The organism is Bacillus sp. FSL H8-0492, from assembly GCF_038006145.1.
Lineage (GTDB): Bacteria > Bacillota > Bacilli > Bacillales > Bacillaceae_G > Bacillus_A > Bacillus_A mycoides.
This window is the reverse complement of record NZ_JBBOUP010000001.1, coordinates 5,210,621-5,232,506: the sequence shown is the minus strand read 5'-3', so window position 1 is coordinate 5,232,506 and position 21,886 is coordinate 5,210,621. Positions and strand designations below refer to the sequence as shown.

At 34.9% G+C, this 21,886-nt stretch carries 18 protein-coding genes, 1 pseudogene and 1 riboswitch; of the genes and pseudogenes, 14 read left to right on the top strand and 5 right to left on the bottom strand.

All coding sequences use genetic code 11. The annotated features are described in order from the left end of the window. The first annotated feature begins 248 nt into the window (after positions 1 to 248). Positions 249 to 1,562 carry an ArnT family glycosyltransferase gene (locus tag MHH66_RS27010; protein ID WP_078185016.1) on the top strand — a complete coding sequence of 438 codons (1,314 nt, stop codon included), beginning with the start codon at positions 249 to 251 and terminating at the stop codon, positions 1,560 to 1,562. A 91-nt stretch (positions 1,563 to 1,653) separates the two neighbouring features. Here MHH66_RS27010 and MHH66_RS28685 read toward each other — a convergent pair whose 3' ends face one another. The 3 genes and pseudogenes from MHH66_RS28685 to MHH66_RS27000 form a co-directional block, all read right to left on the bottom strand. Then, positions 1,654 to 2,460: a methyl-accepting chemotaxis protein gene (locus tag MHH66_RS28685; RefSeq protein ID WP_370458378.1), complete on the bottom strand. Its 807-nt coding sequence runs from the start codon at positions 2,458 to 2,460 to the stop codon at positions 1,654 to 1,656. Beyond that, positions 2,458 to 2,835, bottom strand: a pseudogene (locus MHH66_RS28680) (protoglobin family protein); the annotation flags it as partial. The gene MHH66_RS28685 and the pseudogene MHH66_RS28680, both read right to left, overlap by 3 nt. Before the next feature lie 241 nt (positions 2,836 to 3,076). After that, on the bottom strand, positions 3,077 to 3,709 hold the full coding sequence (locus MHH66_RS27000; protein ID WP_002016412.1) for a trimeric intracellular cation channel family protein: 633 nt from the start codon (positions 3,707 to 3,709) through the stop codon (positions 3,077 to 3,079). 495 nt (positions 3,710 to 4,204) lie between these two features. Here MHH66_RS27000 and MHH66_RS26995 point away from each other — a divergent pair, with 495 nt between their 5' ends. The 8 genes from MHH66_RS26995 to MHH66_RS26960 all read left to right on the top strand — a co-directional run bounded on the left by MHH66_RS26995 (position 4,205) and on the right by MHH66_RS26960 (position 13,500). Continuing rightward, positions 4,205 to 5,656 carry an O-antigen ligase family protein gene (locus MHH66_RS26995; protein WP_012262070.1) on the top strand — a complete coding sequence of 484 codons (1,452 nt, stop codon included), beginning with the start codon at positions 4,205 to 4,207 and terminating at the stop codon, positions 5,654 to 5,656. Between the two features lie 96 nt (positions 5,657 to 5,752). Further along, positions 5,753 to 6,862: a glycosyltransferase family 4 protein gene (locus MHH66_RS26990; protein ID WP_002089874.1), complete on the top strand. Its 1,110-nt coding sequence runs from the start codon at positions 5,753 to 5,755 to the stop codon at positions 6,860 to 6,862. Positions 6,863 to 6,883: 21 nt separating this feature from the next. Further along, positions 6,884 to 7,624 (top strand): WecB/TagA/CpsF family glycosyltransferase, encoded by a 741-nt coding sequence (locus MHH66_RS26985; RefSeq protein WP_002016406.1) that lies wholly within the window; start codon positions 6,884 to 6,886, stop codon positions 7,622 to 7,624. 155 nt (positions 7,625 to 7,779) lie between these two features. Next, a complete protein-coding gene (locus MHH66_RS26980; RefSeq protein ID WP_002138953.1) occupies positions 7,780 to 8,979 on the top strand; it encodes an MFS transporter in 1,200 nt (399 codons plus the stop codon). A 208-nt stretch (positions 8,980 to 9,187) separates the two neighbouring features. Continuing rightward, the gene (locus MHH66_RS26975; protein ID WP_002089871.1) at positions 9,188 to 9,904 is read left to right on the top strand and encodes a LytR/AlgR family response regulator transcription factor; all 717 of its coding nucleotides are present in this window, start codon (positions 9,188 to 9,190) and stop codon (positions 9,902 to 9,904) included. 122 nt (positions 9,905 to 10,026) lie between these two features. Continuing rightward, positions 10,027 to 12,102: a carbon starvation protein CstA gene (gene cstA / locus MHH66_RS26970; protein WP_078185017.1), complete on the top strand. Its 2,076-nt coding sequence runs from the start codon at positions 10,027 to 10,029 to the stop codon at positions 12,100 to 12,102. After that, on the top strand, positions 12,095 to 12,298 hold the full coding sequence (locus MHH66_RS26965; protein ID WP_063219256.1) for a YbdD/YjiX family protein: 204 nt from the start codon (positions 12,095 to 12,097) through the stop codon (positions 12,296 to 12,298). The genes cstA and MHH66_RS26965 overlap by 8 nt, the downstream gene beginning before the upstream one ends. A gap of 146 nt (positions 12,299 to 12,444) precedes the next feature. After that, positions 12,445 to 13,500 carry a diguanylate cyclase gene (locus tag MHH66_RS26960; RefSeq protein WP_063219255.1) on the top strand — a complete coding sequence of 352 codons (1,056 nt, stop codon included), beginning with the start codon at positions 12,445 to 12,447 and terminating at the stop codon, positions 13,498 to 13,500. A gap of 97 nt (positions 13,501 to 13,597) precedes the next feature. Here the strand turns inward: MHH66_RS26960 and pdxK are convergent, their stop codons facing one another. Continuing rightward, positions 13,598 to 14,422 carry a pyridoxine/pyridoxal/pyridoxamine kinase gene (pdxK, locus tag MHH66_RS26955; protein ID WP_002016397.1) on the bottom strand — a complete coding sequence of 275 codons (825 nt, stop codon included), beginning with the start codon at positions 14,420 to 14,422 and terminating at the stop codon, positions 13,598 to 13,600. Between the two features lie 134 nt (positions 14,423 to 14,556). Between pdxK and MHH66_RS26950 the strand changes: the two genes are divergently transcribed. The 3 genes from MHH66_RS26950 to MHH66_RS26940 all read left to right on the top strand — a co-directional run bounded on the left by MHH66_RS26950 (position 14,557) and on the right by MHH66_RS26940 (position 17,613). Then, positions 14,557 to 16,128 carry a GAF domain-containing sensor histidine kinase gene (locus MHH66_RS26950; protein ID WP_063219254.1) on the top strand — a complete coding sequence of 524 codons (1,572 nt, stop codon included), beginning with the start codon at positions 14,557 to 14,559 and terminating at the stop codon, positions 16,126 to 16,128. Between the two features lie 20 nt (positions 16,129 to 16,148). Then, the gene (locus MHH66_RS26945) at positions 16,149 to 16,796 is read left to right on the top strand and encodes a response regulator (protein WP_002016393.1); all 648 of its coding nucleotides are present in this window, start codon (positions 16,149 to 16,151) and stop codon (positions 16,794 to 16,796) included. Positions 16,797 to 16,986: 190 nt separating this feature from the next. Then, positions 16,987 to 17,613: an FMN-dependent NADH-azoreductase gene (locus MHH66_RS26940; protein WP_002184487.1), complete on the top strand. Its 627-nt coding sequence runs from the start codon at positions 16,987 to 16,989 to the stop codon at positions 17,611 to 17,613. A gap of 67 nt (positions 17,614 to 17,680) precedes the next feature. On the opposite strand, the gene MHH66_RS26935 is transcribed toward MHH66_RS26940, so the two are convergent. Continuing rightward, positions 17,681 to 18,910, bottom strand: coding sequence for a chloride channel protein (locus MHH66_RS26935; RefSeq protein WP_016096458.1), 1,230 nt, complete (start codon positions 18,908 to 18,910; stop codon positions 17,681 to 17,683). 319 nt (positions 18,911 to 19,229) lie between these two features. Beyond that, a riboswitch (SAM riboswitch) is annotated at positions 19,230 to 19,334 on the top strand. A gap of 234 nt (positions 19,335 to 19,568) precedes the next feature. Here MHH66_RS26935 and MHH66_RS26930 point away from each other — a divergent pair. Next, the gene (locus tag MHH66_RS26930; protein ID WP_078185018.1) at positions 19,569 to 20,867 is read left to right on the top strand and encodes a bifunctional O-acetylhomoserine aminocarboxypropyltransferase/cysteine synthase; all 1,299 of its coding nucleotides are present in this window, start codon (positions 19,569 to 19,571) and stop codon (positions 20,865 to 20,867) included. Continuing rightward, entirely contained in the window at positions 20,851 to 21,756 is a 906-nt protein-coding gene (gene metA, locus MHH66_RS26925; RefSeq protein WP_002191327.1) for a homoserine O-acetyltransferase MetA, read from the top strand. The genes MHH66_RS26930 and metA overlap by 17 nt, the downstream gene beginning before the upstream one ends. Positions 21,757 to 21,886: the final 130 nt, after the last annotated feature.

Below are 21,886 nucleotides of genomic sequence, written 5' to 3'. Positions count from 1 at the left end.
AATAGTCAGTGGGGGATGAACAAAACCCCCGTGGATTAAAGTTTCACTTTATTAAAATTTCTGTATTTGTATTCATGTAACTGAAAGAAAATTTATCATATATAAAATGTAGTGTAAAAGAGGATTCGCTTACATTGCAAGTGAAAAAGTAATGACTATGTATTTGTCATAGAAATTCCCTATTAACCTTGTGCTTATTCATGATAGAATCGTTTTGTTATGAATGGAAATAGAGGTGCAATGGACATATGAATCATATAAGAACAAATTTTTCGTCTTTCTTCAGTAAAATAATGATTGGTGCGATGCTCGCATTTTTTGCCTATAGTTGTTGGTCGGCTTTTGAAACAAGTAAGCAATTTTTTGGAGGAAGTACAACAAGTATAACAATTGTATTAGTGATTTTTGTTATTCTTATTTTGTTAGTAGCATCAATTTTGCAATATCGTTTTACAGATAAACAATTTCTTGTTTTTCTTATAAGCATATCTACAGTTGTAAGACTTATCACAGTTCTATTTGTAGATGTTCCAATGATAGGTGATATGAAAGCTATGTATGAGTCTGCAAAGCAGATTGCAATTGGCAATAATATAGAAAATATAGCACAGTTACCTTTTATTATTTATGAATCGATCATCATTCGTATATTTGGTGATACGGTATTCGCTTTACAATTATTTAATATTTTATTTTGTACAGGAACTGCATTTTTCATTTATCGCATTGCGTCAATGGTCTTTGGAGAAGAGTGTGGTCGTATTGCATCAATGTTTTACGCTTTATATATTCCAAATATATTTATGAGTTCTGTATTAACGGCGGAATCACTCGCAATATTTTTATTTTATTGTGCTTGTTACATATTTTTATATAAGGGATTAGACCATCCTTATATGTGGGTAATTTCAGCCATTTTATTTGCGCTTAGCAATATGATTTTCCCAATGGGGTTATTTTTACCTATTTTTATAGTTGTATATGTGCTGTTAATTGAATTATTTCAATCAGCAACGAAACAAAAATTACTATTAAAAGTGATGGGAATACTTATTCTGTTTTATAGTACTCATTTTGGTGTGAGCTATGGTATCAAGATGATGGGAATGTCACAGTATACGATTTCTAATCAGACTTATGTTCAATCTGTTTTAATTGGAAAAAGTCAAAATGAAGAAAAAATATCCAAAAATAAAAGTGTAAAAGAGCACATTGATCAAGAGTTAACAGAAATGGAAGTAGAAAGATTTAAACTGTTAAAACCAGTTATTAACCAGCTTTCAGACGAGGGAATAAATTCTATTATTTTTAAATGTGAAAAGCTTATATATATAGTGGTGACATTATTTATGGCCATAGCTTTATTACATTTTCTAATTAAGAAACAGCAAAATGAAGGATATGTGTTGTTTGTATTATTAATTACCGGATACGTGTCGTTAAGGCTCTTCCGAGTAGATATGGCATATTATAATATTATTATGCCAGCTTTGTTTATTTTACAAAGCTTTGGTGTTTATATGAGTTATTTTTACTGCCAAAAAATATTTTTCAGAAAATAAAAGAATCCATTTTGGATTCTTTTTTTGTAGATGGATGATAAGGATGAATGTAAAGCGGAGATGACGAATCTCCACTTTATATCGATTCGTCTTATCGGTTTAGTTCTAGTTGTAAATTATCCGCTGTTAAGGCCATTGTTGAGGAATCGTCTTGAATACTCTTCATTACTTGTGAGATAGTCTCTAATTCATTTTCAATTTTTTTATTTTGTTCTTTAGAGTTAGACATATCTTTTACGATTTCTTGGAAATATTGATCTGTCGCATGCATACTATCTGTCCCTTCAGATACGAGAGAGCTTATTTGTTCCACGGAAGAAGAGACGTGTATAATTTGTTCATTAGTTTTTTCAACGAGTTTTGTAACGTTGGAAATTGATTCTTTCGTTTGCTCTGATAACTTTCGGATTTCTCCCGCTACGACTGAAAAACCTTTACCAAATTCGCCAGCACGTGCAGATTCAATAGCAGCATTTAATGCTAGTAAATTTGTTTGCTCGGCGATTGATTTTACAATATCAATGATTTCGTTAATTTTGTTAGAAATATCAAGAAGTTCATGAGTATCAGTAATGATAGTTTCCATATTCGTTTGGATGCTTTCCATTCGTTTGTTTTGCAGATTTAATTGTTCTTTTCCTTTATTGGCCTTTTCTTCTGATGTCGTAGCTAATGATGTACCTGTTTTTGCAATTCCTACGATACTTTCTGATTTAGATGTTAACTGTTGAATAGAAGAGCTTGTTTTTTCAGATACTGCCGCTAGTTCTGTTGCAATATGTGTAATCGTCATAGTTGTCAGTTCTTTTTCTTTTTCATGTTCTTTTTGGATTCTTTCATATTCGGATTCATAAGCTGCAATAACAAGTTCTTGTTCTAATGTGAATAATTTATTTATTACGTTTATAGAATAAGAAAAATCTTCTATCGTTGAAATTTTCGTTTGCAAAATCTTTATGACGGAGCGGAATAATTCTTGATAAGCAGCGGTATACCATTTTCTATGTAAACCAATTTGTACGTGCCTTTTTGCAATTTTAACACGTTGTTCAATAAAATCTTCATTCATATTCCCGCTGAACAATTCTTTAATATGTGTCTTTAAAGTTTGTTTTAATTTGGGAATAGAGCTGTAGCGTTCAATAACAGCAATTAAATTAGGTTGTTTTGTGATGTTGGTGTAGAATTTTTCTGTTATCCAATCTATTTCCTCAAAAATAAATGGCTGTAATACTTTAACAATTTGTAAATCTTCCTTTGAAATATGTAGCATATCCATTTGAGTTTTTAGTTCAGAATTAGCAGGCACGTTAAATATGATTTGTTGGCCTTTGCTTAATTCAATTATACTGGTGTTTGTTTTATTTTTTTTAAAAACCCCAAGCATCATTCTTCCCCCTGTTTATAAAACGTTTTCATTTTTTTGTTCTAATGTAATTATATATTTTTATATACAATTACTCTATAGTATATGGAATTGTATATAAATTAAGAGAATTCTATGTAGAATTCTCTTAATGGCCTTTATTAATTTTTGCATGTGTTTTAAAGAAAACTGGGAAATGTACATTATATATTACGGTGACTACACGAATAACGAATGTTATTAATAAACAGACATAGAAAGCTAATATGTGTGCCCCCATTGCATGTGTAATTAAGAAACTAACTGCTCCTAGAATAGAAGCAATTGCATATATCTCTTTTCGGAATACATACGGGATATCTTGAGCGCAAATGTCACGTAAAATACCGCCCCCAATACCTGTAATAACTCCCATTGAAACGACTAAAAACGAGGCGTCAACGTGATGTGACATTGCTGCATTTGCACCAATAGCTGTAAATACCCCTAAACCAACAGCATCAGAAAGCATAATAACGACTTGAAGTTTATTAATGCGCTCAAAAAACATACATGTGAATAATGCTGATAGTACACTTACGAAAAAGTAAATGGGTTTTACAAATGCGACAGGAGGCAGGTTACCAATCATAATATCACGAATAATACCGCCGCCGAGCGCAGTAGCTACAGCTAAACAAAGGACACCAAATAAATCTAGATCTTTTTTTAAACCAACTAATGTACCAGAAATGGCAGCGGCGATAATGCCAAGAAACGTAAATATATCGATTAATAACATGGCTTTAATTCCTTCCTCTTAAAGATGTTCCAGAGAAAAAATATACACTAAAGTTTTGGAAATAACAATTACTTTTCGCTACATGTAGAAAAATGGATGAAATAGCTAAAGAAAGCGTTTGAAAATGCTTGATAAGTAGCAATAAAGTAAAGCGAAAAAGTGTGGAAAGATTAATAGTATAGTTTTTTGATGTAGCTTAGTTGGAGGGATGGTACAATAAGATAAGTTCGATTTGTACATTTGTATAAAGTGATAAAGGGATATTTATGTACGGTCGAAAATAAGTGCATATGTGTTAGATAGTTTTTATAGGGAGAGGGAAGGATAGCTAAAGGACAATGTTTTCGGTTACTAATAATGCTGGACTTGACTAGTTTCGGCATGAAAAATAGTTCTCAATTTAAATATGAGTTATGTTATAATTGCTAGGTGTGTTTAAACAGTAGAAAACTATGATTAAAAGATAATGTGAAGATTTTGTATGGAGGTCTTGGAATGTTAGCAAATCAAGCTAGGGTTAGATTTGAGCATTTTTTGCTCTTTTTTATTATTTTACAGCCTGTTTTAGATTTATTAACGTCTCTTAGCATTGAGTTATTAAAAGTAAATGCGACAGTTGGAATTATGGTGAGATTCCTCATTATGGCAATGGGCGGTATCTATATTTTAATTCAGGCAAAAGAAAGAGAAAATAGGAAGTTTTTGATTTATCTTGTATTACTAGGAGCTGCATTAGGAATAGGGTTTATTAATAACAAGTTAATCAAGAGTCCTATTGTACTCGCAGAAGAAGTTAAATTCATTGGAAAAGCATTGTATATATATATTATGCTTGGTTCATACATTTTAGCTTTAAAATCACTAAAGAAAACAGTAAATATTAGCGATAAAGTTAGAAATAACATTATGTATTCAACATTAATTATTAGTGCTGTTATGGTTATTTCTATTACGACAGGTACAGATTTCGGTAGTTATGAATGGATGAAAGTTGGTTCCCGAGGATGGTTCTATGCAGGTAATGAACTAGGGTCAATCTTAGCTATTATTTTCCCTATCGTGGTACTATATTCTATTCAAAAAACAAAGAGCGTGAAAAACGTTTTATATTGGATTCCATCGCTTTTAATGATTTACTCGTTAATTCAAGTTGGTACGAAAGTAGGGATGGGCTCAATTGGTGCTACGTTAGCAGCAGCAATCGGGATTATCGTACTACAATTATTATTTGATAGAAGAAATCCAAACAAAAGGTCTCTTGTACTTAATGGATTAATCGCTATTGTCCTATTAGCTGGTGTTGTCGGAACGTTTAAAATGACGCCATTAGCACAAAATATGGGTATTCATAACAACTATTTATCAGAACAAAATGTAGCGCAGCAAGGTCAAAAAGAAAAAGAAATTAAAGAGAAAATTAAAAAAGAAGAAAAACAACATAAAGTTGAGAAACCAGAAGAAAAGGCGAAGGTAGAAGCGGAAGTTAAGAAAGAGCTTGAGAAAGAGCAAAAGAAAGAAAATCAAGAAAATCTTATTTTCAGCGGACGTCAAGTATATGAAGAGAGACATAAGCAATTCTTTAAAGAAGCGCCAACGTCACAAAAATTATTAGGAATGGGTTATGCAGGTAACTTTAAGTATAATGAACAAAAGCAACCAGATCCGAAGTTAATTGAAATGGACTTCCATGATTGGTTTTATGATTTCGGAATTATTGGTTTTGCGTTAATGATGATTCCATTTATTTATTACGGCGTAAGAATCCTACTAGCATTTGTTACAAGATTTAAAGAGATATTTAATATAAAATATGGAATGATTACAGCAAGCTTAGTATTAGCATTAGGTATTGCATATATTGCAGGACATATTTTGACAGCACCAGGAGTCGGGATTTACTTTGTAGTGTTGTTAGCTTATCTAATCGTAGATCTAGAAATTGAATGATAAAAATAAAAGCTAACTTTTGTTAGCTTTTATTTTTTAGTACAGTAAAATAAAGATAGATGGAAATGTAGCGAGGATTTAAAGGAGGAAAAAAATATGAGGATATTGCATATGAATGCAGGAGCAGAAGATGGTGGAGGAAAAACACATATTATTTCACTGCTCGATCAGTTTCCGGATGGTGAAGTAGAATTAGCAGTATTTGAAGATGGAATTGTTGCGAAAGAAGCAAGAGAGCTAGGAATAAAAGTTCATGTGTTTTCACAAAAATCTCGCTATGATTTATCCATTTTAAAGAACATAAGTGAATTCATTAATAAAGAAAAATTTGATGTAGTTCATACACACGGTCCTAGGGCGAATTTCTTTGTTTCTCTAATGAAGAAGAAATTCGCAGCAAAATGGGTTACGACAATTCATAGTGATCCATTTCAAGACTTTACTAAACAAGGCTTAAAAGGCTGGATTTTTACTAAATTAAATTTGAAAGCTTTAAAAAATATAGATTTATTTTTTGTTGTAACGAATAGGTTGAAAAAAAGCTTAGCCGCATTAGGTATTTCAAATGAAAAGATGCATGTTATCTATAACGGGATTGAATATGATCAGGAAAAAGCAGATGGCTATAATAAAAAGGAAATGTTTAATATTGATGAAGATGTGTTTACGGCAATCCAAGTAGCGCGTTTGCATCCTGTTAAAGGACATGAAGTTTTATTCGATGCGTTACAACAAACAAAATTGGAGAAAATTAAAGTGTTATTAGTTGGTGACGGGCCGTTAGAAAGAGAACTAAAGGCGTTAGCTACTGAAAAAGGGATTAATGATAAAGTTGAATTTTTAGGGCATCGTCAAGATGTGAAACAATTATTTGCTTCATCACATGTCAATTTGTTAACTTCCCATAGCGAAGGATTTCCATTAGTTTTATTAGAAGCGGCAAATCAACGTGTACCATCAATTGTGACTAGAGCTGGAGAAATCGAACCGTTAATTGCAGATGAAACTTATGGGTGGATTGTACCAACTGGTGATGGAAAAGCATTGGCATCGGCATTAGAAGAGGCGTATGATAAGTGGAAAACTGGAGAGTTATCAGTAATGGGCAAGCATATTTATGAGCATGCTACTATGAACTTCTCACTTCAAAAATTATATGAAGATACGAAAGAAACATATAAGCAATTAATAGCAAAAAACCTTTAATGATAGAGAGGATAGTTAATTATGGCAGTACAAACGGTTGATATTCTAGGTGTTCCTTTCTCTACAATGACAATGGATGAAACGGTCCAATATTTAAAGGAACAACTAGAATTGGAGCAAACTCATACTTTTCAGGTAGTAACAGCAAATCCTGAAATTGTTATGTGTGCAAAAAAGGATGAAGAGTTCCATAAAACATTACTAAATACCGATTTAATTACACCTGATGGTATTGGGGTTGTAAAAGCAAGTGGTATGCTTGGTACACCTGTAAAAGAACGTGTAGCAGGTTTTGATTTAATGTGTAATTTATTTGCGAAGTTATCAGAAGAGAATAAACCAGTATCTGTTTTCTTATTAGGTGCAAAACCACATGTTGTACAAGCCGCGGCTGATCATTTAACGAAGACATATTCGGCTGCATCTATCGTGGGGATACAAGATGGATATTTTAAACAAGAAGAAGAAGAGAATATTGTTTCACGTATTCAAGAGGCAAAACCAGATCTATTACTTGTTGCACTTGGCTTTCCAAGACAAGAAAACTTTATCCAAAACAATAAGCATCGTTTAGAAACGAAAATGGCTGTTGGAGTAGGCGGTAGTTTAGATGTGTGGGCTGGAGAGGTAAAGCGTGCGCCAAAATGGATTCAATCTATTCATTTAGAGTGGTTTTACAGATTATGTAGTAATCCAACACGTTGGCGTCGTCAGTTAGTATTAGCTGAATTTTTAAAAGAAGTAATGCGTTCAAAAAAGTAGCGGAACATCGCTACTTTTTTTTATTTGTTTATTTTTGATAAACATTTTACTTTTTGGGAATGATGAAGGGGAATTTTTTATAAGAAAGTATTTTACTTATGCAATACACACATGTAAAATGATGTGTAAAGACAGCTGTGTAAGGAGGACTTCTTGTGAGCAAGGTAAAAGAAATTTCGAAGCGAAAGCTACTTGGTATAGCAGGGCTTGGCTGGCTATTTGATGCAATGGATGTTGGAATGCTTTCATTTGTAATCGTAGCACTCCAAAAAGATTGGGGATTAAGTACTCAAGAAATGGGTTGGATAGGTAGCGTTAATTCAATTGGTATGGCAGTAGGAGCGCTCCTTTTTGGGATACTATCAGATAAAATAGGACGGAAATCAGTCTTTATTATTACATTATTACTATTTTCTATCGGTAGTGGTTTAACTGCTTTAACGACGACATTCGCGATGTTCCTCGTTTTACGCTTTTTAATTGGTATGGGACTTGGCGGGGAACTTCCAGTTGCATCTACTCTTGTATCAGAAAGTGTTGAAGCGCACGAACGTGGAAAAATAGTTGTACTATTAGAAAGCTTTTGGGCTGGTGGTTGGTTAATTGCAGCTCTTATCTCATATTTTGTTATTCCTAAATACGGTTGGGAAGTTGCTATGGTAATAAGTGCAGTTCCAGCGTTATACGCTTTATATTTAAGATGGAATTTACCCGATTCTCCAAGGTTCCAAAAGGTTGCAAAAAGGCCATCTGTTATTGAAAATATAAAATCGGTTTGGTCTGGAGAATATCGTAAAGCAACAATTATGTTATGGATTCTATGGTTTTGTGTGGTCTTTTCCTATTATGGAATGTTCCTTTGGTTACCTAGTGTAATGGTACTGAAAGGCTTTAGTTTAATAAAAAGTTTTCAGTACGTACTCATTATGACTTTAGCTCAACTTCCAGGATATTTCACAGCTGCATGGTTTATTGAACGTCTTGGTCGTAAATTTGTATTGGTTACGTATTTAATTGGTACAGCATGTAGTGCTTATGTGTTCGGAATTGCGGATTCATTAACAGCATTAATAGTGGCGGGTATGTTACTATCCTTCTTTAATTTAGGTGCTTGGGGTGCATTATACGCTTATACACCGGAACAGTATCCAACAACTATTCGCGGTACAGGTGCAGGAATGGCAGCTGCATTTGGGCGTATTGGTGGTATTCTTGGACCACTATTAGTAGGGTATTTAGTTGCTTCACAAGCTTCACTATCGCTAATATTTACGATTTTCTGTGGATCAATTTTAATTGGGGCACTTGCTGTAGTTATACTTGGTCAAGAAACGAAACAGAGGGAATTAGTATAAAGAGAAACCTTAATCAGTGGTGTTTTGTCCATCAACCATTGATTATTAGCCCGCACCAATCGGGATAAAAGAAAAGGGGAACCAAAGTGGTTTCCTTTTTTCTGTTTTTTTAGATAAATAATGGTATAGTAAGAAAAAGGGAATGTTTCTTACTAAAGCGAATGTATACAACAAGACATATGGACAAAGGAATTAGGTGGCTGGATAAATGAAAATCTTACTTATCATGGAAGAAACAGAAGAGCGAAGAAAATTAGTTGAGAACTTTACTGAAAACATTCGAAATGTAGAATGTTTTGAAGCGAAAACTGGAACAGAATCTTTGCTAATAATGAAAAAACATACACCTGATTTTGTTTTTTTAAATTCGCAATTAATGGATGGTACTGGTTTTGAATATTCGAGTTTGTTACGAGAAGTGAATTGTTATACGAAATTTATTTTTATTGGTGAGGATATAGAAGAGGCAATTACAGCTTTTCGTTTCCAAGCGTTTTATTATTTATTACGACCATTTCGTGAAGAAGATTTACAATTTATTTTATATAAAATGGGAAAAGAACAAGGTGAGAAAGCAAAGAGTCATCTGCGTAAACTGCCGATAGAAGGCCATGAGGGGATTAGATATATTCTCCCGGAGGATATTGTATATATTAGTAAAAATAAGGAAAACAAAACCGTTTCAATTTATACAACGAATAATCAGTATATTTCAACATACACACTTCAGGAATTAGAAAATAAACTAAATGCATATGATTTTTTACGTGTACATAAAAGCTATTTAATTAATATGTCATATGTACAAGAACTTAAACCTTATTATAATGGCACGTATAATTTGCATTTAGACAGGTACGATGAGCAACCGATTCCAGTAAGCCGTAATTATGTAAAACGACTTCGAAATAAAATTGAGCTATGACAAGTAATGAGAGAATTTTAACATAATAGCCTAGAAATCCTTCATGATAAGGAGGATTCAAATTAAATATTCAGAAAATTTAGTACAATCTCCTCTAAGAAGTAGTAATGGGGGGATTGTACGTGAAAACATTGAAATCAATTTTACTTTGGGGAGTTATTGCAGCGGTAGGAGCATCTGCTTTTGGTGTAATAGCTTTATCACAGGGTGAGACAATTAATGCTGTATGGCTATTAGTTGCTGCTGTATCAGTGTATGCGATTGCTTATCGCTTTTATAGTAGATTTATAGCAAGGAAAGTTTTTGGCCTAGATAATAATAGGCAAACGCCTGCTCATACGTTAAATGATGGGAAGGATTATGTTCCAACAAATAAATGGGTTTTATTCGGACATCACTTCGCTGCGATTGCAGGGGCAGGTCCTTTAGTAGGACCAATTTTGGCGGCGCAGATGGGGTATTTACCTGGGACTATTTGGATTATTGTTGGGGTAGTTATTGCCGGAGCTGTACAAGATTTTGTAATTTTATTTGCTTCAATGAGACGTAATGGTAAATCATTAGGAGAAATGATTAAAGATGAAATTGGTCCTGTTACAGGATTAATTGCGATGATTGGTATTTTAGGTATTATGATCATTTTATTAGCAGTATTAGCTTTAGTAGTTGTGAAGGCACTTGTTGGAAGCCCATGGGGAATGTTTACAATCGCAGCAACGATTCCAATTGCTATTTTAATGGGAGTTTACATGCGTTACATTAGACCAGGGCGAGTAGGGGAAGGATCAGTAATCGGTATTGTTCTACTAGTCCTATCGCTTATTGGTGGACAGTATGTAGCAGAAAATCCAACACTTGCAAGTATGTTTACTTTTAGTGGTGAAACAATTGCTATTATGCTTATCGTATATGGATTCATTGCATCGGCATTACCAGTTTGGATGCTCCTTGCACCACGTGATTATTTAAGTACATTTTTAAAAATAGGAACGATACTTGGATTAGCAATTGGTATTTTAATTGTAGCTCCAGATTTGAAGATGCCGGCAGTATCTAAGTTTATTGATGGAACAGGCCCTGTTTTCTCCGGGAATTTATTTCCGTTCTTATTTATTACAATAGCTTGCGGTGCTGTCTCTGGATTCCACGCTCTCGTTTCATCAGGTACGACGCCGAAAATGATTGAGCAAGAAGGTCATGCACAGCCAATTGGTTATGGGGCAATGTTAATGGAATCATTTGTAGCAGCGATGGCTATGATTGCAGCTTGTGTATTAACACCAGGAACTTATTTTGCAATTAATAGTCCAGCAGCACTGATCGGAACAGATGTATCACAAGCGGCTCAAGTTATTTCTTCGTGGGGATTTGCTATTACACCGAATGAATTAAAAGAACTTGCTGTTAACGTCGGAGAACAGACCATTTTATCACGTACAGGTGGCGCACCAACATTAGCAATTGGTATGGCACATATATTTTCACAAGTAATAGGTGGAACGGCGATGATGGCATTTTGGTACCATTTTGCCATTCTTTTTGAAGCACTATTTATTTTAACAACGATTGATGCTGGAACACGTGTAGGACGATTTATGATTCAAGATATTTTAGGGCATGTGTACAAGCCGTTTGCGAAAACAGATTCCACAATAGCGAATGTGGTTGCTACAACGTTATGCGTATTAGGCTGGGGGTACTTCTTATATCAAGGGGTGGTTGACCCTCTCGGTGGAATTAATACGCTATGGCCACTTTTCGGTATTGCAAATCAAATGTTAGCGGGGATTGCATTATTACTTGGAACGACAATTTTATTCAAAATGGGGAAAAAGGCATACGTTTGGGTAACGCTTATTCCGACTATAGGATTACTTATTGTAACGATGACAGCTGGTTATCAAAAGTTATTTCATGAAAATCCTAAAATAGGATTTCTATCACATGCGAAAGTATTTCAGGGAGCATTAGATGATGGGAAAGTATTAGCTCCAGCTAAAAATGTTGCGCAAATGAAGCAAATTATTTTTAATGACTATATTGATGCGGCACTTTGTGGAATTTTTATGATAGTTGTAATTGCTGTATTAATTTCTGCACTTCGGATTTGGATTCAAGTATTAAGAAATAAGCCAATGCCATTAAAAGAGGCGCCATATATTCCTAGAGATGAAAGTGAGTCGAGGAACTATGCTTAAAAGTTTACGGGACGTATGGGGAAAGAGAAAGCAATTTATTAGTTTACTTGTCGGAGTTCCAAGTTATGAAACATATGTAAATCATATGAAAGTACATCACCCAGAAGAGGAAATCCTATGTCAAAAACAATTTTTTGCTGAGGCACAAGAAGCTAGATTTAATGCAAAAGGCGGAAAAATATCACGATGTTGTTAATGGAAGGGGCGAAATTTCGTCCCTTTTTTATTTTGTTGTTCCACGTGGAACAACAAAATAAAAAAGTTTGGGAATTATAGGGATTTCGTAATACAATAACATATGGAAAGGGATAGATGGAAAAGAAAAAGTAGGGAGATTATTTTATGTTCAGAGATCTATTTGTAAATATGACAATTATTCTTTCCTTTATCTTTGTAGGTGGTCAGCTTTTAAGAGATAAGCCGTTAAAAGAGGGATTCGCTGTTTGGCAAAAATGTGTAGTAGGTATTTTTACTGGGATATTAGGTGTATTATTAATGCATTTTGGTGTACATATTGAAGATAGTCTGTTGGATTTACGTTACTTGGCAGTTATTTTGGCAGTTATAATTGGGGGGCCGATAGCCAGTAGTATAACAGTTGCTATCATTTTAATAACTCGGTTACTTTTTACTGATTACTCTTTAGCCTCTGAATTGGCTTGCTATACTATCATAGTAACCGGAATGGGTATTGTCTTCATTTGGCGGATGAAAATTTCTATATTTACAAAGTGGATATGGCTTAATGTGTATAGCTTGTCTATTTTAATATTACCACTGTCTATTTTATTTAAGGATGTATCTGTAGTGGTATTATATTTTGTTTGTAGTATTGTTGCAGGATACATCACATTTGTAAGTGCAAGTTATGTATTACAATCGAATGAATTATTTCAAACGATGAGGCATTATGCAACGATAGATGCATTAACGAATCTAGGAAATGTAAGACAGTTTGATTTAGAGATGAATCGTCATATTGGTAACAAACATATGAAGAATGATTCACTTTGTTTATTGCTTATAGATATTGATCACTTTAAGTATGTAAATGATACATACGGTCATCCTGCTGGGGATGAAGTGTTAAAACAAGTAGGACGTATTTTGTTAGAGAATGCGCCATTCCCAAATTTAGTCTTTCGAAAAGGTGGCGAAGAGTTTGCTCTGTTGTTACCAAAAAAGAGAGTAGCATTTGGAACTCGTATAGGGGAACAAATTCGACTAGCAGTTGAAAAGCATTCATTTCAACTGCAAAATGGGGAAAAAATTAAAATTACAGTTTCTGTTGGGCTTTCAGAATATAAAAAATCACCTGAGCAATTTATTCAATCAGCGGATGATGCGTTATATTATTCAAAAAGAAATGGTAGAAACAAGGTTAGTTCAGCATCATAGGAATTCGGGGAGTACTTTAAAACATTTTTGCAAAACATACTAAAACCGACAGAACAATGAATGCTCTGTCGGTTTTAGTATGTTTTTTAATTTATTATTAGACAAGTTCTTTCGGTGCAACGAATTTGCGGTATGCACCGTGATGTGTTGGTCCTACATATTCGTTAATCTTAAATGAATGACGAATTGCAGCTGTGATGAATTCTTTCGCAGTTTTTACCGCTTCTTTCACAGTTTTTCCTTTTGCAAGTTCTGCTGTAATTGCAGCGGAATATGTACAACCTGCACCGTGTGTATTTGTCGTATCAATCTTTTCTGATTCTAGAAGATCGAATGTTTCTCCGTCATATAATACATCAATAGCAGTTTCTGTGCCTAGTTTGCTACCACCTTTAATCAGTACGTATTTAGCACCTAAAGCATGGATTTTTTTTGCAGCTTCTTTCATGTCCTCAAGAGAATTAATTTTCACACCACTTAATTGATATGCTTCAAATAAGTTTGGCGTTACGACTAATGCCTTTGGAACAAGAACGTCACGTAAGCAGTCATTTGTTTCAGGATGTAACGCTTCATCCGCTCCTTTACATACCATAACAGGATCAACTACTACATTTTCGAAATTGTGCTTTTCAATTGTTTCCGCAACCATTTCGATAATTTCTACTGATCCAAGCATACCCGTTTTTAAAGCATCTACGCCAACGCCTTCAATTGTCGTTTCTAATTGTGGTTTTAATGTAGAAGCTGGGATTGGGAATACGTTATGTGCCCAACCATTATGTGGATCCATCGTTACGATTGTCGTAAGAGATGTCATTCCGTATACACCAAGTTCTTGGAATGTTTTTAAATCTGCTTGTATACCAGCGCCGCCACTTGTGTCAGAACCAGCGATAGTAAGTGCCTTATTCAATGTCATTATGAAAGCCCCCTCAAGTGATATAATGAAAACTATGTTTTCACCATTATATCAATGTTACGAATAAGTACAAAGTGAAAAGTAGATGATTTATGTTAAGTACTATTTAAAATCTTGTATGTAGGAGACGAATTATGTTTCAAGAGAATCGTACAAATGAATTAGTTATATTAAAAGAGATTGCAGAAACGTTGAATACCTCAAATGATACATATCACGTACTTCAAGCTGTGCTGGAAAAGCTGTTGAATGTAACTGGTTTAACGACAGGATGGATTTTCCTTGCGGATGAAAATGGTAGATATACAAAATTAATTGATTACCAATTACCAGAGGGATTGAAATTCGAAAATAAACGACCGATGTGTGAGGGGAATTGCTGGTGCTTACATCGCTTTGTGGAAGGAAAGCTAGAGCGAGCAGTTAATATTATTGAATGTAAGAGAATTAATAATGCGATTGAATACAACTGGGGAGATACAGAAGGGATTGTACATCATGCGACAGTACCGCTAAAAGCGGGAGAAGATGAATTTGGCGTGTTAAATGTAGCTAGCCCAGGTAAAACGCATTTTTCGGAAGAAGAATTAGTACTATTACAATCAGTTGCCTTTCAAATTGGAACGGCATTAAAGCGTACAAAACTGTATGAAAATGAAAAGAGAAGAGCTCATTATTATGTAAAGTTAGAACGCTTTATTCAAGCTTTAAGGACAATTCATAAATTTAATGCATTACCAGAAGAGATTGTAATGCAAATAGGGAGCTTATTTCTATGGGAGCAAGTTGTATTCTTTATTAGAGAAGAAAATGAACTAGCTGTGAGAGCTTCTTATAAGAAAGGTGAACTACAAGATGATTTGAGGGCAGTAGCACAGGAAGCGTTGGAAAAAGAAGAGTCTGTCTTGTTGAAGCGTCAGGTTGGTAATATAGAGCATCCCAATAGGACAGTTATCGCTATTCCGATACATATTCAAGATCATATATTTGGAGTATTAAGTGTAAGTTCTAATAATGGAGAATTTGATATAAATACGATAGATGTAGTACAAGCGTTAGCAAATCATATTTCATTAATGATAGAGAACTTAAGATTAAATGAAAAACGCCGCGAACTTGTACGAATGGAAGAGCGTAATCGTTTAGCTAGAGATTTACATGATTCTGTTTCACAAAAGTTGTTTTCATTAACGTTTATGACGAAAGGCGCTGAAGCTGTCTTAAAGGGTCAAAATGAAAAGGTAGATCAGTCTTTGTATGAGATGCGTGAATTAGCACAAGGTGCCTTAAAAGAAATGAGGACATTAATTTGGCAGCTCCGTCCGGCTGGATTAGAGAAAGGGTTATTACCAGCTTTAAAGCAATATGGTGAAAGTTTAGGATTGAAAATTCGGGAACAAGTTACAGGTGTACGTGATTTGCCGCGTGTAGTAGAAGAAGCGCTATGGCGAATTGGACAAGAAGCTTTAAATAACGTAAGTAAGCATGCGAATGTAAGAGAAGCGACGATTTATTTCAAAGTGACGGAGAAAAATGTATCATTAGAAATAGTCGATCAAGGAAATGGGTTTGTAGAAAAGGATATAAAAGAGAAGAAATCACTCGGTATGACTACGATGCGTGAAAGAGTAGAATTAGTTGGTGGAACAATTAAAATTGTAAGTAGTAAGAAACGAACGAGTATAAAAGTAAATGTACCATTATGATGTGAAAATGAGGGAAGTTTGTGAAAATAAAAGTATTGTTAGTTGATGATCATACAGTTGTTTTAAAAGGATTAGCATTTTTTCTAAGCACACAGGAAGATTTTGAATTAGTTGGTGAAGCAAACAATGGGAAAGAGGCGCTAGTGAAAGTAGGCGAAACGAGTCCAGATGTCGTATTAATGGATTTATATATGCCTGAGATGGATGGAATTGAGGCAACAGCTTGTATTAAAAAAGAATATCCAAACGTGAAAGTAATTGTATTGACTAGTTTTTCTGATCAAGCTCATGTATTGCCGGCACTAAAAGCTGGGGCGAGCGGTTATATTTTAAAAGATATCGAACCAGATCAGCTTGTTGAAGCTATTCGAAGCGCGTATAAAGGTAATATTCAATTACATCCAGATATAGCAAATGCCCTTCTTTCTCAAACATTACCACAGGAAGAGAAAGAAGAAGAACCTTCCGTTCAAGTGGATGTATTAACAGCGAGAGAAAATGAAGTATTGCAGTTATTGGCGAAAGGGATGAGTAATAAAGAAATTGCTTCTGTTTTAGTTATTACAGAAAAAACGGTAAAAGCTCATATGAGTAGTATTTTGAGTAAGTTACATTTATCCGATCGCACGCAAGCAGCATTATATGCAGTGAAAAATGGAATCGTATAAGACAAAAGTCGTAAGACCTAGTTCGCCTTTAGAAGGTGGACTTTTTTTATGGAAAAATACGTCTATGTGAGGACGTAATTGTCTTGATATAAAGATAAAATGTATTTGTAAGCAACAATAATTATAAGGGAGTACCCTTTTTCGTAAGTGATATATAACAACATAAGAGTGAGTAGTAGGAGGAAAAACAATGGCAACAGTTTTATTTGTAAAAGCAAACAACCGCCCAGCGGAACAAGCAGTTAGTGTGAAATTATACGAGGCATTTTTAGCAAACTATAAAGAAGCGCATCCAAATGATACAGTGGTAGAACTTGATTTATATAAAGAAGAATTACCATATGTAGGCGTAGATATGATTAATGGTACATTCAAAGCAGGTAGAGGATTTGATTTAACAGAAGAAGAAGCAAAAGTGGTAGCAGTTGCTGATAAGTATTTAAATCAATTTCTAGAAGCTGATAAAGTAGTTTTCGGTTTCCCATTATGGAACTTAACGATTCCAGCCGTATTACACACGTATATTGATTATTTAAACCGTGCTGGTAAAACGTTTAAATATACACCAGAAGGTCCAGTTGGGCTTATTGGAGATAAGAAGATTGCGTTATTAAATGCACGCGGCGGCGTATATTCTGAAGGACCAGCAGCTGAAATGGAAATGGCTGTTAAATACGTAGCAAGCATGATGGGCTTCTTCGGCGCAACAAACATGGAAACGGTAATTATCGAGGGACATAACCAATTCCCAGATAAAGCAGAAGAAATCATTACTGCAGGTCTTGAAGAAGCAGCTAAAGTAGCAAGCAAATTTTAATTAAAATTATAATCGCCACTCGAAAAAACAGCATTAACATTTAAATGTTAATGCTGTTTTTTTTATATTAATTTGTAGTTTCGTTATGTTTAGGAAGCGGAAATGCATTCCCAATCGCTGCTGCCCCGAGCATGGGTAATAATAAATTGAGCGGGAAAAACATGAGTAATAGTAATGTTATAGCTATTGGTTTTCTTAATGCATAGCTTGAAATAGCTGTCGTGACGATGGCTACAGAAGCTATTGGATCTATAGGGATAATAGAAGCTATAGCATATCCGATACTTGATCCAGCAAATATAATTGGGAAAATATGTCCGCCGCGCCAACCCGTATTTAAACAAACGGCAGTAATACATAATTTTAAAATTCCTGAAAGAAGTAGTACCCAGAAGGATAAATGGCTCCATTCAACGACTAAATCTTTTAATTGATGTTCTCCTGAAAATAACGTGTACGGGAGAAAAGTTCCTGTAACCCCTAATAAAATACCGCCTATAATTCCAAGTGATACCTTGTATTCCCTGAAGGGGTGGATTAATTTCTCTAATGTGAATTCTAATTTGAAATAAAAGAAACCAACTATAGCACCAATGCTAGCAAGTGGTAGAAAGGCGATCCATTCATTAAGAGCAAGAGACCCTTCCCCAAAATCAACAATAAAGGATCCACGATTATCGAGTTTACTAAGCAATAAATAAACGGAAAAACCAGCAAAAGTGGTAGCTAAATATACGATTGCTTTTTTTCCTTTCGAAAATTCATTAATTTGCTTATCCTCATTTTCATTCGGAGCTAAATAACCGAATAATGGTGCATTAAAAATAACACTTAAAGTGGCACCAATTCCAACCTCTGTTAGTTCATTCATTCCCTTTAAAGCAAATTTAAAGCGATCTCCTACCCATGTACAAAGTCCACCGATAATTCCAACAAGTGCAGCTTCTGGTCCTAAACTAGCTCCAAATATTAAAACGATAATCGCAGTTAAAGTAGCTTTATGTACAAAACGGTATTCAATTCTACCTGTTTTTTTATATTCAGCCATCACTTCCGGCATAAGACGTGGATATGTACCGAAGTATTTTTGTGTTAAACCAACGAGGATACCACCGATGATTGTTACACAAATGGTGTAATAAGGGGGAGAAGAGAAAAGAGTAGGTAAGTATCCCCAAATAAAGTGAATTCCGATATTTATTGTGACTAAAAATGACCAGACCGTGACTCCTACTATAGAGCCTAAAAGAATGCCATATAGGACGAGTATATGGTGCATGTCTTTTTTATTTGTCATGTTCTACCTCCGTTATGTAAGTTTTCATGTAGAAAGGATTAAATATGCTAGTGTGAAATGAATTGAATATATATAGTATCTTTTTGAGGGGGTGGCTTATTCAATATATTGGGATCTCATGAAAATTTGAAACCAACGCGGTTAAACCACCTATTTAATTCTATATATGGATTGGAGTTTTTAAAAGGTCTTTTTCAAATGAATATGGAATATATTTCTTTTATTGTTTGTATTAAATTCCTTGCATTTAATTTAGAACATTCAGAAAAACTATTTGACATCAGGAAATTATTGCTATAAAATCAACGGTAATTGCATAGTCTTATCAAGAAAAGGTGGAGGGACAGGCCCGATGAAACCTTGGCAACAGCCGTATAACGGAATTGTGCCAAATCCTGCAGGTAATAATCCTGAGAGATAAGAAAGAGCCTTAGAGCGTGTTTTCAAACTGCTCCTTTCTTGTTTTCAGGGAAGGGGCAGTTTTTTATTTTGGATAAAGTGAAACTTTAATCAGTGGGGGTTTTGCCCCTCCCCCGCTAATTATTAGCCTTCATCAATCGGGCAGTTATCTCCCACCTAACTTCCTCGCATTTGCCGAATTTGGAGGTGGGAGTCTTACTACCCGCAAATAGCGGGATAAAAGAAAGGAGAATGAGAGATGGGAGAATCATGGGGGAAAGGAACGATTTGTGTGCAAGGTGGCTATACGCCAAAAAATGGTGAGCCGCGTGTTTTGCCACTTTATCAAAGTACAACGTATAAATACGATACGTCAGATGATTTAGCAGCACTATTTAATTTAGAGGCAGAAGGATATATATATACGCGTATTGGAAATCCTACTCTAGCTGCATTTGAGCAGAAGTTATCAGATTTAGAAGGCGGTGTAGGGGCTGTTGCAACAGCTTCTGGGCAGGCAGCCATTATGCTTGCGGTTTTAAATATTTGCAGTAGTGGAGACCATTTACTTTGTTCTTCAACTGTTTACGGAGGAACGTTTAATTTATTTGGAGTGAGTTTGCGTAAGCTTGGCATTGATGTTACGTTCTTTAATCCTAATTTAACGGCAGATGAGATTGTGGCACTTGCTAATGATAAGACAAAACTCGTTTATGCAGAGTCGTTAGGAAATCCAGCAATGAACGTTTTGAATTTCAAGGAACTTTCAGCAGCAGCAAAAGAATTAGAAGTACCTTTTATCGTTGATAATACATTAGCGACGCCTTATTTATGCCAGGCGTTTGAACATGGGGCAAATATCATTGTCCATTCTACAACGAAATATATTGATGGCCATGCAAGTTCTTTAGGCGGCATTGTAATAGATGGAGGGAACTTCAATTGGACAAATGGAAAATATCCTGAGCTTGTCGAACCTGATCCGAGTTATCACGGCGTAAGCTATGTTCAAAATTTTGGAGCAGCAGCGTATATTGTGAAAGCACGCGTTCAGTTATTAAGAGACTACGGAAATTGTATGAGCCCATTCAATGCATATATTAGCAACATTGGCCTGGAAACATTGCATTTACGAATGGAGCGTCATAGTGAAAATGCTCTCGAAGTTGCTAAGTGGCTTGCTAATCATGATCGCATTGAATGGGTGAATTATCCAGGATTAGATAGTAATGAAAATTACTCGTTAGCACAAAAGTATTTGAAAAAAGGTGCTAGTGGAGTTTTAACATTTGGTATTAAGGGTGGATTAGAAGCAGCAAAAGAATTTATCGCGAATGTAAAGCTTGCAACTCTTGTAACGCATGTAGCTGATGCAAGAACTTGTGTAATACATCCTGCTAGTACGACGCACAGACAATTAAGCGCAGAAAATCAGCGTTTAGCTGGCGTTACATCTGATTTAATCCGTTTATCGGTCGGTATAGAAGATGTTTCTGATATTATTGCAGATTTAGAAGCGGCGCTAGTCGGAGGCAAACAACATGCCGATCATAATTGATAAAGATTTACCAGCTCGCAAAGTATTGCAGAAGGAAAATATTTTTGTAATGACGAAGGAGCGAGCAGTAACACAAGATATACGTGCTTTGAAAATTGCTATATTAAATTTAATGCCCACAAAGCAAGAAACAGAGGCGCAATTACTTCGTTTAATTGGAAATACACCGTTGCAATTAGATGTTCATTTACTTCATATGGAATCGCATCTATCTCGCAATGTAGCGCAGGACCATTTAACGAGCTTCTATAAAACATTCCGTGATATTGAGAATGAAAAATTTGATGGACTCATTATTACAGGAGCACCAGTTGAAACTCTTTCTTTTGAAGAAGTAGATTATTGGGAAGAGCTTGGACGTATTATGGAGTATTCAAAAACGAATGTAACATCTACGCTTCATATTTGCTGGGGGGCACAAGCAGGTTTGTATTACCACTATGGTGTGCCGAAGTATCCTCTTGCGGAAAAAATGTTTGGTGTATTTGAACATGAGGTTCGCGAGCAACATGTGAAATTGTTACAAGGGTTTGATGAAGTGTTTTTTGCTCCGCATTCTCGTCATACAGAAGTACGAGAGAGCGATATTGAAAAAGTGAAAGAATTAACGTTATTAGCCAATTCTGAAGAAGCAGGCGTTCATCTTGCTATTGGGCAAGAGGGAAGGCAAGTTTTCGCACTCGGGCATAGTGAATACAGTTGTGATACGTTAAAGCAAGAATACGAACGGGACTGCCAAAAAGGGTTAAATATTGATGTGCCAAAAAATTATTTTAAACATAATAATCCAAATGAGAAGCCAATTGTTAGGTGGAGGAGTCATGGGAATTTATTATTCTCTAATTGGCTGAATTATTACGTGTATCAAGAAACCCCTTATATATTGTAAATGATTGTATAACACGTGGTAGCGTTTTATTTGTAAAGATTAACCTTTATTTTTCTTAATATTCAAAATACATTGTTTTTCAGATTTTTTGTCTATATAATGGCATCTAAACACAATTTTTGAGGGGTGG

Coding starts and splice junctions, on each gene's coding strand:
- MHH66_RS26960 (WP_063219255.1), top strand. CDS start 12,445: ATGTTCAGAGATCTATTTGTAAATATGACAATTATTCTTTCCTTTATC.
- MHH66_RS26975 (WP_002089871.1), top strand. CDS start 9,188: ATGAAAATCTTACTTATCATGGAAGAAACAGAAGAGCGAAGAAAATTA.
- pdxK (WP_002016397.1), bottom strand. CDS start 14,422: ATGACATTGAATAAGGCACTTACTATCGCTGGTTCTGACACAAGTGGC.
- MHH66_RS26935 (WP_016096458.1), bottom strand. CDS start 18,910: ATGACAAATAAAAAAGACATGCACCATATACTCGTCCTATATGGCATT.
- MHH66_RS26930 (WP_078185018.1), top strand. CDS start 19,569: ATGGGAGAATCATGGGGGAAAGGAACGATTTGTGTGCAAGGTGGCTAT.
- metA (WP_002191327.1), top strand. CDS start 20,851: ATGCCGATCATAATTGATAAAGATTTACCAGCTCGCAAAGTATTGCAG.
- MHH66_RS26950 (WP_063219254.1), top strand. CDS start 14,557: ATGTTTCAAGAGAATCGTACAAATGAATTAGTTATATTAAAAGAGATT.
- MHH66_RS26965 (WP_063219256.1), top strand. CDS start 12,095: ATGCTTAAAAGTTTACGGGACGTATGGGGAAAGAGAAAGCAATTTATT.
- MHH66_RS26995 (WP_012262070.1), top strand. CDS start 4,205: ATGTTAGCAAATCAAGCTAGGGTTAGATTTGAGCATTTTTTGCTCTTT.
- MHH66_RS27000 (WP_002016412.1), bottom strand. CDS start 3,709: ATGTTATTAATCGATATATTTACGTTTCTTGGCATTATCGCCGCTGCC.
- MHH66_RS26940 (WP_002184487.1), top strand. CDS start 16,987: ATGGCAACAGTTTTATTTGTAAAAGCAAACAACCGCCCAGCGGAACAA.
- MHH66_RS26990 (WP_002089874.1), top strand. CDS start 5,753: ATGAGGATATTGCATATGAATGCAGGAGCAGAAGATGGTGGAGGAAAA.
- MHH66_RS26985 (WP_002016406.1), top strand. CDS start 6,884: ATGGCAGTACAAACGGTTGATATTCTAGGTGTTCCTTTCTCTACAATG.
- MHH66_RS27010 (WP_078185016.1), top strand. CDS start 249: ATGAATCATATAAGAACAAATTTTTCGTCTTTCTTCAGTAAAATAATG.